Here is a 13,729-nt window from a genome sequence, read left to right as displayed (position 1 = left end):
TTCAACCTTCCCTTGAAACTTTCCCTTCAGCAATATGTTGCATTTGCTCCTGAAAGAATTGCAATAATTCAATTTGTGTTTGCAGAGAAATCCCTGTAGTAATATCCCTGGCCATTTCATGCAGTTTTTTACACTCTTCAGATATCGCGATACACCCCTCAGCAATGTCAATGGACGCTTCAGTTACAGCTGGCTTTGGAATAGGTGGACCCGCAGTACGTCCAGGAATTCCTGAAGGCAGGCTCATCAGCTGAACAGAAAGTGGTCGCAATACTCCAGTCATGATATCTATCGCGGCATTCATCAATCTGGACCGGCGTAGACTTCCTAGCGGCGTAATAGAAAAATGTTGCGCAATCATCTGAAACATCAATGCATAGCAGCCCTCATAAAACTGCATTATCGAGCGCGCTTCAATATCACAAACCAAATTACAACCTTCACGTGGATCAAGCACAGGATTTTTTAGTGAAGTGTAAGATGGCTCAAAAGGCATTTCACTATTCACCATATCTTTCAAAATGGATCTTAGTCTATTGAAATGACTTACCTCGAAATGAGGTGACTCAGTACTAACCCCCTCTCCCTGCTCAGTAACAAAATTAATAGCGAATAATGCCGTTTCACGATCGTACACTTCAAATTGGTATGCGGGATAAGCGCGATTTATAATTTCATTTAAAAATAGGTGATGTTCACCACCAAGATTAACCTTATCTCTGGGGAAAAGATCCGGCAATTCCTCAATCGCCTGTCGGATTTCCGCATAAAAACCAGCAATTGTTTTCCCTACCGCCGGCAGATAAGCCGGCCATTCAAAACGTACAAACTTGGCAACGACATGCTCTGAGAATGGCTCGAAAGAGAAGTCAACCTCCAGCCCAAACTTGGCTTTTGCCTCCTCGCCAACCAGGACCTTCCCAGGATAAAACTTCTCTCCAAGTGACATGAGCAGGTTGTTTACTACCAAATAATGGATCATTTCTTCATGTGCCACTTCCAGCAAACACCCTCGCCAACCGGAATTATGGCGACGATCCTTAGAACCATTAGTTAAATGTAGCTGCTCATTTGTCCAGCGGCCCAACTTTACATATTCATCTCCCACAGCATAATTTGGCAAAGAATATGCGCTATATAAGTACTGCTGCATTATGGATAATTCAAGGTCAACAGCATCGCGAAGCGCTGCTATTAACTGTTCTTTATTTTTAATTTTATTCTCAGGTTCCTTTTCAGCCTTTACGGGTTCGGAACTATTTGGTAATGCCAACTTTTCAACATTACATAAATACTTTAAAAATAGATGAGACTGTGCTTCTGACATTTCTCGCGTACTAGGCATGTAGTAGCTTTTATCACGATTCTTTGGATCACACATTTGCCACATTAAGCGCGCATAGGTTTCACATTTGCACTTATCCGCCATACTAAAAACGGCCTCACCCATAAATGGATAAAACAATTCATAGTAAGCCATTACATTTTTGTATAAAAACTCATAATCCACTTCCTCTGTAGGAACATCAAGCAGCGCCCAATCATCACCTAAAACCCTTACCTGTACTGAGCCATAGCGCTCACCCAGAAAAACCTCGCCACTCCCCGGTGCCAAACTTTCAACTTTTAGTGCGCCCCAGCCAGTTACGTCAGTCTGAATATAGGCTTTACATATAAGCTTATCTGGCGTTTGAATATGAGTAGCAAGAGAGTCTATTTGCTTGGGCTCCCCTCTATAATAGCTTCGTATATCAATTAATTTACTACTGCTATCACCTGCGTACCGGTGAGGGGACTCTATCGCTGCGATATGCTGCTCAGCCTGAACATACCAGTCATTTTCATACCAGTCATGATCTTGCGTACAAAGCCTAAGTGGTTCAGATAAGTATTTACTCTCACTCTCTAACAGAGGAACATCTATCAATCCAGAATTTTTAGTGTTGGCTTGATAGATACTCGATTTTACGATAGCTATCACCCGGCCACTCAGAGATTTTAAGTAGAGGTCGCCCAAGTCAACTTTATCACTCAACTTGGGTGGCATCCCACCAGCTACAGGCAAGCCCTCTAAGTATCTTTCATGGGGAAAACTAATCGCCGTATTCAGGCTCACCCAGCCGGGCCGGAAACTTATGGCAATAGGAGAAAATCGATGTTTATCATCAGGATAAAACACTCTACCCGTGGGACAGGTGGCCATATCCTCTCGGTACCACAAACCAATAGTACCATGCAAGTCACAAAATACTGGGATATTTGGTCGGGCTGGAGGTGACAAATTAGACACGCAATACTGGATACTCAGTCCCAGTACATTTGGAAGTTGTAACTTTTGCTTTAACAGCTCTAAAAACTCTGAATCCAGCCCAAATTGGTTAAAAACAAACTCACTGCTGTCTTTTTTTACTGAGAACTGAAACAGCCTCGCCTCACTCATTTCTGAATTCAGGAAATGCTGGGGCGGGGTATCTATATAGCCCCTATTCATCCATCTTACCCCGTGGGGGCAATTTATATCTGCTGATAAGATATGTTCTGTATTAGCTGTCTCTACTGGATCAGAAATAGTTAGCTGGCCAGCATAAATCATTGCTGAATCACGACGTGTCGGATCGTTATCAACCCATCTGGCACGATTAAAAGTTGTTCTTAGGTACTCATTATAATGCCCCCAAAGGTCTACCTTTTTACCAATGAGAGAATCATCTGTAATATATCTTCCCGGCCCATCTTGAACAGCGGTAATAAAAGTGTTTTCCCAGCTAAAATGGTTATTCCCCCTCATATTATAACCGGCAGCCAGATTGAAAATACCATTTTGATCTCGCTCACCCTCAGTATTAAATCGGGGCTCTAAGCCCCTTAAATACTCATGGTAAACACTAGGCGGCAAATCCAAATCAAAAGGGCTGCCATCTTTAAATGCAGTGTTGGAGGCAATATCTAGTGTATTGTTTACATTGCGATTCGCTGTTGGAACGTTTACACGCGCAATCCCCTTGAAATGGATTCTGGGAAAATCTAGAACGCTCACCTATAAACCTCCACTCACAAGAAATTGCATACACCCTTCCAAACTATCCATGCCCAAACATTAAAATTTTTAACTTATAAATTGCTGCATACTTGAGACCATCCGAGCCAGTAAAGCAAAAAATTAAACTAATGGATTATAAGGCGTTAGCTAACGGAAATTTCTCGACTTAAGTGTTAACCCGAGGAACCCCAACGCAGACTTTCATCCATAAATGCCACCAGTATCAAAATGAATACTTGGCCTTCCCTATTTCTGCATATGGTACAAGAATGCTATCTTGTCGACCTCATTTATACCACCAACTCACAAAAGTTTCGACATTTTATATTTTCATACAGATTTTAAGCCTGACATGCAACTTTCTCGTCACTCTCTTGCTGCTTCAGGGCAACCCTGGATAGAATGATTTCTGCTGCATTCCTTCCAGCCATTATTCCACCCTCCATCCAGCCACAGTGAGGCGTATAGGCATCAGAGGTAGATATAATTCTGGAGCATTTAGAGACTAGGCTAAGTGGGTGCTGAGGGCCATACTCATTTGCAAATTCAACGCCATGCTGCCAATATTTACAAGTATGATCCACTGGATCTGGCAGCTCATTTAAAGGTGAAGGGAGCGCATCTAAAATCAATTCTTTAACCGTTTTCAGATAATACTCCGATCCTCTTTCTGAGGAATCTTTCCAGAAATTTGCACAATCGCCATCAGTATAGAAAAATATATACTTATCACCCTTAAAATAGAGTTTTCGCAACTGATTGCTTGTAATCATTACATGATCGGTCAGACCGAGTTCTTCCCACCATGGTGAATCGTAAAATAAAAAACCTTTAAATAAAGGAATTGCCCCATACGTACAATCACTCCAGTCTTGCGGGAAGCCACAATCCAATCTACTCATTACTGTAGGAGGCAAAGCCAAGACATTGTAATCCCCACTAACCCGCACTTTCTTCTCACCATCTTTTAGAAAGGTAAATGATGGACTTGTTGAATCGAGGTCAACTGACATCAGTCTATGATTAAAATAGAATTCAACCCCGTATTCTATCGCCTGCTTATAAAGTGCTTCAGTTAGAGACGAAAAGCCCTCTTCCAAGTTATACCACGCATCGCCAGAATTGTCCGAGAAACCCTGGGTTTCAGGGTGCTTTTCAATTATGTCGAAAGCTATCCGAGGTGTAATGTTAGGCAGTGAAAGCGAATCATAGCCGAGTGCATCAATCATTTTTTCTGCACGTTCGCCGCCAATATAAAAGGTCAAAAAATCTAAAAAAGAATCATTCTCATGCTCAACAAGGAGTGGCTTAAGCTCCCTTAGAACACCTTTCAAGCTCTTGTGAAATTCATGGGACTGCCATAATTTTGTAAATGGGAAAGGCTCGTAGGATAAGCCAAAGTTCATTATTTCTTTCTTGACATTATGGTGAAGATTATAGGAAAAACGTCCAGCCCCAAGATCCACAAATGAGTTTTGAACCTTAACTGCATGCGCTCTGCCACCCGGGCGATCCGTATTTTCAAACACCTTAATTGAAAAATTTTTCCCTATTTTTGACTTAGCAAGCGTTAGAGCACAAACGATGCCAGATATACCGGCCCCTACAATTTTCACACTCTCATATCTAGCCAACATTTTTTGCCTTTCCTTAGCGTAATTACAATTATTGATACCAATTAACCAATTAACAATCAAGATAATCTTGAGCAAAACACAAAAAAATCTTTGTTTTTGACCAAATAAATTAAATTTTATTAAGCCAAAAATGCCCCTTTCCTGAGCAAGCCGCACAATAAAACACCTTGCGGCACAGAAGCATATTCTTCTGCCCTATCACAAAAATAACAAAAAACAACTTGAAAGCCATACCCCGCATAGGGAGTACCTGCAACCTCTCACCGACTTAAATCAACCCAACCCAAGCACCTACATTTAACTTAAAATGTAAGCTGACCGGCTGTAAGACATAGCGATAAAATCATAAGGACTGCTACGAAATTTATTTTTATAAAATACCCACAATCACTAAAAACCAGAAAAATCTCAAGATATGCAGGAGCTGCACACAAAGCCGCCATAAGGGTCCAGACTTATTAAAAAGTGCCTGCAGGAAGCATAAGCGTCAGACATCAGGAATACACCCCTAACCTTAATATCCAACTAATAGTAATTTAGTATTAAAAAATCCGAGCTACCAATCCATGGCTCACATCTCCAAACAATCACTTTGCACCAAATAAACTTAACGCACCAATTCCGCCCTTCAATTACGAGTATTTTTCCGATCTACCTGCACTACTGGAAAAAGACAACGGGGCGAAGTATACCCCAACGAAAACTGCCAACACCACCAGCAAACCTAACATCGGGCGGATAATTCCTAACAGCCCCATTACTTGGCATTACAACAATATCCCCCTCTCCGCTGCGCAGCCAAACCTAAAGCGCCTTACTCACCAGCAAGTAATTTTACCTGTCAAACAGCAATCTTTTTAATCATGATTTTTGATAAAGGATGATTTTGACTCAATTTTTTACGCGCCCTATTTCGGGTCAACTCTAAGCCTAAAAGTACCAAGTGCAATCAATAAGCCCGGGCAGAAATCACCACAACCACCTAGAAGGAGTGGAGTGACAATTTCACGCAATCTCCCCCACCCACACTCAACATCAAAAATAAAACACTGAAAAAGACAAGTTTTCTATACTTAATATTGCTTCTGGAGGGGTTGCAATGGCACCCGCTCAACCACCTAAAATGCTTCCTGGATCGATAGCTATTAATTGCAAAACCCCACTATCCACCCAGAAATATAGAGAGGCACGGAAAACTAAGATCTCACAAACGAGCTTGGTGCGAACTTAGCGATCAAGGATTGGGCGGTGAGCGGTGAGCGGTGAGCGGTGAGCGGTGAGCGGTGAGCGGTGAGCGGTGAGCGGTGAGCGGTGAGCAAAGCATCCTAAATTAACTCCCGCATCTAAAATCAAAACACCAGAGGGGTATTTAAAGTTAGCGAACGGAAGTAAAAATGACTCCTCCTCATACTAATTGACGATAAACTTAGACATAACATCATTATTTTCAATGACCTTGAGCAATAACCGGTTATTCATAAATAAAAGTAGACAGGTCACATTTTAGAAACTCACTTCCATCTTAGCTAAAAACCGCCAGCCGATTGGTGTGCTCACTAAGCCTCCCCTATCTGCAATTAGAGGGAAAAGCTCCGGACTTCTAGTGGCACACTAAATTGATCAACGCGGCTTAAACGCCTGCATTCTTCTCCTATCACCTCAAATCAGTAGGGAATAAAAGGAGGGAAGCACCGGGATGAAATTCGCTGGCAGCCTTATACAGCTGCCACCTTGAGGGGCGTCAGTATTGCCTCTGGAATCATTGCAAAATGAAAAAATTATCACTAAGCAATAATTTAACATTATTTTACATTAATAAAGCATCACTATATAATGTCAAAAGATTTAATAGGAACAGGCCCGTGAAGCCAAAGATTCAAGTGTTGAGTGCCAGCCTACGCTGGGGCGTCCTAGCAATTAGCTTATTCACCATAAGCAGCTTAATGATCCACTTTATTCTCTTTGATCAGAACCTCTTTAGCAGTAGCAACCACCTATTTATCGGGATATGGAGTCAGGGTGACCAATACAGATCCATGCTACTTCTTGGGCAAGCGCCTATTTTTATCGTTTTTGGGTTATTTGCCTATTTGCTGTGGCGTCTTTTTGGTGAGTATGCAAAAGGAAACTACTTTGGCGAGGGTAGTGACCGCTGCTATCTATGGTTAATGTGGCTTTATGCTGCGCTTATTCCACTACGCATGATGGAATCCACGTATCCTACCTACAAAGTAACGAGCTGACCTTGTTTATTGGGCTGGACGTAGGCAGAATCTTTACTCTTTTTATATTGGTGAGCATATTTTATATTTTGCGCACTGCGAGAAAGATTGAGCAAGAAAATAAAGAGTTTATTTAGCATGGCTATCATTGTTACTTTAGATGTAATGCTGGCTAAGCGTAAAGTCAGCTCCAAATCGCTAGCGGCACAAATAGGAATCACTGAGGCCAACTTGTCACTGCTAAAACGCGGCAAGGTAAAAGGAGTCAGGTTTGACACCCTATCAGCAATATGTGAGGCACTTGAGTGTCAACCTGGTGATATCCTAGAGTTTAAGCAGGAGGAATAAGTCTGTCGCGGAGTCAATACCCCTTCTGACCTACAGCCAGTTCAAAGCATAGGACGGCCAAAATTCGTACTATTTGGCGCCATCAGCTCTAAGACTCACACTCCAGATTTGTCAACCCATGGCGGAAAATCACAAAATGCTAACCCTCTCATCACACTTGGTTCATCAGTAGGGCCTAGGGCGCTCAACTCACTAGCTTCTTATTCCTGCCCCAGAAACACCAAGCCGGCAGCCAATATATATTGTTTAGGGCTGCAGAGACAGTCACTTTAGCCGCTATTTCCTTTTTAAAAACTGGGGGGAGGTGCTGATTCCCCATTCACCTACGGACAGGCTTTTCCTGTCCCCCCGATTTTTAGAACTATACTCCCAGTAGTTTACAGAAGAGTCCGTCAAAGTTCGAAATGTCCAACTTAGGCCTCTCTTCTATCGTGTTAGCCTTTTTTCTATCCAGATTTGAGTGAATCCAGTCACCTAGCTTGTCATCAACAGCTATCAAATCCCCCTCCTCTAGGCTTTTCTTTTTCTCAATTAAATTAGAAAGGACTTCCAGAAGCCACTCATTCTCTGAGGCGGGCAATAACTCACTGTACATGCGGCTAAAGTCCACTGGGGGAATTTGCATAAACTCCTTAATGTACAGCGCATTGAGAAGTGAGCGCAGAACGTAAAGCAGCTTCTTAAGCTTGATCTCTTTATGGCCGCTATCACCCTCCTGAATAAATCTGGAATAATTATTAAACCCCATACTGACATAGTGATGTGCCAATGCTCGCGGCTGCCAACACTCTAAAGCCAAATTTTGCAATGAGGTTAAAACTTCTTCATTGACCAAATAGACTTTCGGCGAAAACAACCATTCAATTAACGTTGGGTTGCTGGCTCTCATTAGGATTAAAGTTTTTTTAATATCCCAGCCAACTAAGTCCAGTTCATCCCCCAGTTTTTTATCAAACGGGACCTCCACTACATCTCTGGGAGAGCCTATAGTAAGGTATCGTTGAATATTACACTTATAGATAAATCTGACATCCCAATCACTATCAGGAGATTCAAATCCCCAGGCGCGACTACCAGATTCACAGGCATAGATAATTTCTATCTTTCGCTCAGCGGCAAGTGTCTTTAAGCGGTCTTTTATCAGTGATTCCATATACATCTATCCGAAGAATTTCGCAACAACCCCACTATACCCCAAGTAACCTCTAAATACTCAAATTATGCCTGCAAGTGGAATAGTCGTTGAATACAGGCTATCTCCTCTTTCTTGAAAAGGGAATCACCTAATTGTTAACAAAGCCAGCGGGTAACAACTCGGGAACTTGACCGCCAAAGGTCCTAATAGACGGCAATCTCAATTAAATATAGAGCGTCAGTCCGCTATGATAAGAGCTGAAAAAGGCATAGATAAGGCCGGTTATATGAGCGGAAATAAAAAAGCTTCAATTACCATAAATGATCACTCTATACACTTTTACCAGGAAGGCCTGGGCGACCCCATTCTATTTGTGCATGGCGCGCTGGCCGACGCTCGCATGTGGGAAGATCACTGCAAAATACTCTCAAGGGAATTTAAAGTCACCGCTTTCACCCAAAGACATTTTGGCAACCCGGGGTATTCATCAAAAGACCCTTTTGGGATTGATACCCATGCACATGATTTAGTAGGACTGATAGAGGGGCTGGCCATAGATCCTGTCCATCTTGTAGGATGGTCCTATGGTGCCGATGTGAGCTTAAGTGCGGCGATAAAAGCTCCTCACTTGTTCAAAAGTCTATACCTCTATGAACCGGAAGATCCAGGATACTTAAACAGCGAAGTTCGAGAAAAATATCACAGCAAAGCTAAAGTAATATTTACTGACGTTTATAAAGCTGTCGCTGACAATCAGCTAGATATCGCAGTAAAAAAATTGATCGATAGCTTAGGAAAACGGGCCGACTACTTTTCTCAGCAATCACTCAAATATCGTATACAGCAATTGGATAATGCACACACGCTTTCCCCTCAGCTAAATCAAACTGAACAACCAGCCATTAACGCTAATAAACTATCAAAAATTTTGATTCCCACTTCCGTGGTCTGTGGTAGTGAGACTCACCAAATGTTTAAGATTGTAGCTTACTCAGCCGCCACACTGATTCCAAATTCTCACTTGCTGGAAGTAGACTCAGCAAACCATATGCTACCAAGAGAAGAGCCCGCACGCTTTTGTCAGTTAGTGAAAGAAAGCATACATCAAAAATTCTGTATCAACTCTGAATGAATACATACTAATCAGCTGGAAAAAGCGGCAACTGAAAGTAACAGTTGCCGCTTTTTCTCCGCCGGAAATTCCAGTGATAGCAAATCGGTTTACAATAAATAGCTAAGCTGCATTTAAGGTAAAAGGAAAGACTCTCACTACTAATCCCCCTTTATGAGGGTATGGTTGCAGCCGGGGAGCCTGCAGGGGGCTTAATCCCAACGATTAAAAATAACGTGCATACCGTGGTTATCATCACTTACGAATACAAAGTAACCAGCGCCAGTGCTCCCTGAAGCACATACTTGGGTACCCTGAGAGGTCTCTGAACACTGCATTTTGTAAGCTTCAATACCCGAAGTGTCATATTCACATTGACTGTTTTGGCTCTCTAGGGTCTGCACCAAGTCGCGACTGCTTTTGGCCAATACATAGCGATAATCACCAAAATAGCGATAATTATACGCATCTAAATAGTATGCCTGAGAATCACCACCGCCTTCCAGTAGCTCGCTATAGCACAACTCAGGTCTGGCCATCCAAAGGGTCTCTTGGTCTTTTGAGGCGTATACTTCTGGCCAGGTCTGCTGATCATGCTGGGAGAGCACTACGTTGGTTGAATCAACATAGTCTTTCACAATAACATAATCACCCTCATCACTTTCTACTCTGCAAATCGCCGCGCCGGGAATAAAAGTGTCGCACTGAACCATATCCAGGCTGATCTGAGTCGTCTCATCCATGCAGTCTTCTGCATAGCTTGTAGCCCAGTTTTGTACTGCGGTAATGGCATATTCTCTCGGATCTTCTATCTCATAGTAGAAGTCTGAGAAGATACGATAAACTTCGCGATCGTTGGTATTACTTGCTGAAGCAGCTGCGGAACACTGACTGAACTTAGGTAGTTCAAAAGTCTGCTCTGCTTGAGCTGGAACTATGCTAGTAATCGCAATTGCTGCGGTTAAAGTAGCAAAAGTTTTCATTATATGTTCTCCGTGAACGATCATCCTAAAAGGGACGCGGATTCTAGCAGAAGAAATAAAATGATTAAAAGTAATGTAACAACATGAAAGTATTGGTACTATATTACCAATTTGCAGCTATTTAATTCACTCGACGTACTCTATGAATCAAAATTTATCGACACAGCACTGTTAGCTCAGCAACTCGCTCACACCAACAAGGATATCTATATTTCCCTTATGCGCAGCGCAAGAGAGTCGCCGACTATTCATCCCTGGAACCTTTAACCAAATCGCCCTCCCCCTGTGAGTCACTGATCCGGGGCTCGATAGGCTGCGAGCTGGTGGACTAATTTCTGTCTGAGCCCCTGTAAGTGGTGAAAGTACTGATTACTGCCGATAAAATTGGCCACGGTTAATTGAGTAGGTATATTCAGCTCAAGACTGTCGATAAAACGGTAATACTTGTATTGTTTTTGGTATCTTCCTGGTGGACGCGAACCTGCACTCAGTGCCTTGGAGATTGAGCGGGCCCTTAAAACATGGTGAGCTAATCACTACTGGCTTGGTCGTTACCGCCAGTGCGGTGCGAACCGCAGCCATTGGTCACTACCAACTCATTTGCAGAGAAGTGAAAATCATAACGGAAAAAATGTGCACTCAAGGCATTCCGTAGTGCCAACTCGCCCAAGGGCGCTGGATAGCTGTGTGCATGAGCTCCAGTATCCCAAATCGCCCGTCGCGCACTTCTTTCCAGAGCCTCCTGTGGCAGTAACTGCTGGCCTAAAGAGGCGATTTCCAATGGGCCCCTATCCGGCAACAATGGCCAACAGCGAGGATTTTCCGGCTCTATTGTTCTGCAAGTAAAAACTGGCATCACCGGGGGCTGGTTGCTTTTCGGCGAGATAGTGGCAAAGAACCCAGACTTCGGCTGCACCTTGATCCAACCAAGCTCCTCGAGCAAATAATAGGCGTTTTGCGCTGCTGTAAGACTGACTTTATTTTGTACAGCAAACCGCCTTAAAGAAAGTGGCTTATGACCAGTCGGTATTCACTTCAGCTGGATACCTCTTATACAGCCTTCCACAAGTTTCTTATAACGCACCTTTAGCCCGCCCTGTGACCCCAGTCACAACCGTATACTTTTTTATGCCAAAAATTGCACCTGTATTCTTTCCTACATTCAACTCTAAAGTGCACCACCTTTTAGGCTGCTACAGAAGCCCTATCTTCCCGCGCTACCTATCTAGGAATTTTATAAAGCAGTATTTTTTTCGAGTTATTATTTAAATTCTCAACTGTCGCCTCGACATCCGCTTGACTTACAAGCTTGAGGTTAGCTCCAGAAAGTACTGACTTAGCAGGCCAAGTGCGCCACTACAGGATAGGCGTTTTATAATTTTTGAGAAAAATTGGCTTTATCGCTGCCCTACAAGCCAATAAAAAGTATTCCATCCACTAATTAACTTACTCTCATTGTCAAATTACCCATAGCCTAAATACTCTATCAGCTACTCCCAATAGAGCACTGAGTCTACCTTGCTCGATTGAAGACTACTCCACTATTTGATCTGATAGCTTCAAGAAGAGCTATAGCCGATCATTGACCCAACTGCCTTAGTGCAAACTCGCCCCTCTCCGCGACAGAGCTCGATTTATCCGCAGCAAAGTATTCGGCCAATTCTCGAGCTTCTTCACCGAGCGTGCCAAGGTTTCGGATCAAGAATTCAGCTGATACCCGCCTAACAATAGGCGAGCGATCTTTAGCTGTTTTTTTAATCAAAGCAAAGCTCGGCACTGATAGATCCAGTTTTCTTTCGGCAACCACCGCCTGTACACGCCCCTCGCAATAGCGAATGTCAGTCCAAACCCACTCCCTACCTTTCAGCCAAACCATCCGCTCCTCAAATAGGCAGCGATAGGCCTTAGCTCTGACTGAAGGCTGGATAGCACTTTCTGCGATTTCCTCAAGCGATCCATCTAGTGCTGGCGTCCTACCAAGTTGTGAGAGCAACGATGACATTGGGCCTGCGGTAGAAGCTATTAATTTTTGTTTAAAGGCTTTAGCAACCCCCGCTAAAGAGATAATTTTTAAAATGACCTGCCTGTCAGCATCTTCAATACGTCCCCAGGAATTCCAGTTCGATAGGGCAACACATAAAGACTCAACTACAGAGGTGGGGTCTGTTGCTTCAGCAATTTTTGGCAATGCTTCCCTGGCAGCCTCTCTAACCCTGGGAACCCAATCATTCAGCCTACGAATAGCTAAGGAGAAGAAGAATGCATTTGGGGCCGGACCAGAGATAGATCGCAAGGTTTTTTCTCGCTTATAACCATCCCAGCTGATTAAGTCTAACCAAGTTAATAAAAGTGGATTTTCTGCCCCCTTCCAGAACCATCTCTGCGTCTGATCGGTTCGATTTAAAGCCCTTGAAAATTCATCTCGAATTAATCGCTCCCAGTGATCAAAGTGTGCTAAAGGCAAAGAGGATGTAGCATCAATAACCGATGACATATCGGCATAGATTCTGTCACCTGCAGCTATAGATTTAGCAAAATCTCTAACAGCCGATAGAATTACTTCTTGCATATCTTGTGACTGCATCACCACCTCTTACCCAAACTACCCATTCTATTTTCCCACACCAAGAATTTATCCATATAGTTTTATTTCACAGTAACAATCAACGTCTTAACACCAATAGGCATATATTTAACTGAAGATAAATTTGCCCCATAAATAAATGTGGATCTCAGTATCATGGACCTCTACCTTCTCCAGAGCCGCACTGGCGACAAAACAAGGAGGTTTCTTAAAGCTACAATATTGCGCAGAATAAAAATACCACCGAGCTTCCTCAGCCACGCAACGAAACCCAGGAAATAAGTTATGGCAAGCTCCGCCTTATTCCCCCCGGCGGAGCTCTCCAAGGAACCTTAAGCTTACTCCGCAACATCTCTGCGGACCGTGAAGACGACAAAGGTTAGACGTAACTGGTCGCGGCTCTTTATATGGACCAACAAACCCTACTCCACTCGGAGCAAAAACAAACAACCTATTAATCGTTAAAATTTAACCAACACAGCCGGGGAAGCCATCTTTTGACCCACCTTTTTCAAATAAATTCAATTATTAAATAAAACTAACGTACCTATTGATTTTCGTGCCGCCTACTAGTTATCATCGGACAACAAAAACAAAAAACTGTTTTCTTGACGGCTTGCAGTATATTCATTTGAGACCTTTTGGTCCGGCAAGCTTTAGTGTCGCTCG

Annotated in this window: 10 protein-coding genes; 3 read left to right on the top strand and 7 right to left on the bottom strand. The window is 43.0% G+C overall.

Annotated features, from left to right (window positions below):
* Position 1: 1 nt before the first annotated feature.
* Both vioB and ACJJIK_RS03150 read right to left on the bottom strand, forming a co-directional pair.
* Positions 2-3,037, bottom strand: a complete 3,036-nt coding sequence (gene vioB, locus ACJJIK_RS03155; protein WP_444944176.1) for an iminophenyl-pyruvate dimer synthase VioB — start codon at positions 3,035-3,037, stop codon at positions 2-4.
* A gap of 344 nt (positions 3,038-3,381) precedes the next feature.
* Complete coding sequence (locus tag ACJJIK_RS03150) at positions 3,382-4,833, bottom strand: flavin monoamine oxidase family protein (RefSeq protein WP_444944175.1); 1,452 nt, start codon at positions 4,831-4,833, stop codon at positions 3,382-3,384.
* Positions 4,834-6,539: 1,706 nt separating this feature from the next.
* Between ACJJIK_RS03150 and ACJJIK_RS03145 the strand changes: the two genes are divergently transcribed.
* Both ACJJIK_RS03145 and ACJJIK_RS03140 read left to right on the top strand, forming a co-directional pair.
* Positions 6,540-6,920, top strand: a complete 381-nt coding sequence (locus ACJJIK_RS03145) for a hypothetical protein (RefSeq protein ID WP_444944174.1) — start codon at positions 6,540-6,542, stop codon at positions 6,918-6,920.
* A gap of 117 nt (positions 6,921-7,037) precedes the next feature.
* Positions 7,038-7,247: a helix-turn-helix domain-containing protein gene (locus ACJJIK_RS03140; protein WP_444931214.1), complete on the top strand. Its 210-nt coding sequence runs from the start codon at positions 7,038-7,040 to the stop codon at positions 7,245-7,247.
* Positions 7,248-7,608: 361 nt separating this feature from the next.
* Here the strand turns inward: ACJJIK_RS03140 and ACJJIK_RS03135 are convergent, their stop codons facing one another.
* The gene (locus ACJJIK_RS03135) at positions 7,609-8,400 is read right to left on the bottom strand and encodes a nucleotidyltransferase domain-containing protein (RefSeq protein WP_444944173.1); all 792 of its coding nucleotides are present in this window, start codon (positions 8,398-8,400) and stop codon (positions 7,609-7,611) included.
* Between the two features lie 169 nt (positions 8,401-8,569).
* Here ACJJIK_RS03135 and ACJJIK_RS03130 point away from each other — a divergent pair, with 169 nt between their 5' ends.
* On the top strand, positions 8,570-9,514 hold the full coding sequence (locus ACJJIK_RS03130) for an alpha/beta fold hydrolase (RefSeq protein WP_444944172.1): 945 nt from the start codon (positions 8,570-8,572) through the stop codon (positions 9,512-9,514).
* A 191-nt stretch (positions 9,515-9,705) separates the two neighbouring features.
* Here ACJJIK_RS03130 and ACJJIK_RS03125 read toward each other — a convergent pair whose 3' ends face one another.
* The 4 genes from ACJJIK_RS03125 to ACJJIK_RS03110 form a co-directional block, all read right to left on the bottom strand.
* Positions 9,706-10,476 carry a hypothetical protein gene (locus tag ACJJIK_RS03125; RefSeq protein WP_444944171.1) on the bottom strand — a complete coding sequence of 257 codons (771 nt, stop codon included), beginning with the start codon at positions 10,474-10,476 and terminating at the stop codon, positions 9,706-9,708.
* A 529-nt stretch (positions 10,477-11,005) separates the two neighbouring features.
* Positions 11,006-11,257: a hypothetical protein gene (locus ACJJIK_RS03120; protein WP_444931218.1), complete on the bottom strand. Its 252-nt coding sequence runs from the start codon at positions 11,255-11,257 to the stop codon at positions 11,006-11,008.
* Between the two features lie 7 nt (positions 11,258-11,264).
* Positions 11,265-11,402 (bottom strand): hypothetical protein, encoded by a 138-nt coding sequence (locus ACJJIK_RS03115; RefSeq protein ID WP_444931219.1) that lies wholly within the window; start codon positions 11,400-11,402, stop codon positions 11,265-11,267.
* A 653-nt stretch (positions 11,403-12,055) separates the two neighbouring features.
* A complete protein-coding gene (locus ACJJIK_RS03110) occupies positions 12,056-13,060 on the bottom strand; it encodes a hypothetical protein (protein WP_444944170.1) in 1,005 nt (334 codons plus the stop codon).
* Between the last annotated feature and the right edge of the window lie 669 nt (positions 13,061-13,729).

The sequence above is a fragment of the Microbulbifer regidiadema (SeqCode) genome (assembly GCF_052466995.1).
The sequence above is the reverse complement of the archived record's forward strand: the minus strand, read 5'-3'. Positions and strand labels throughout refer to the sequence as shown.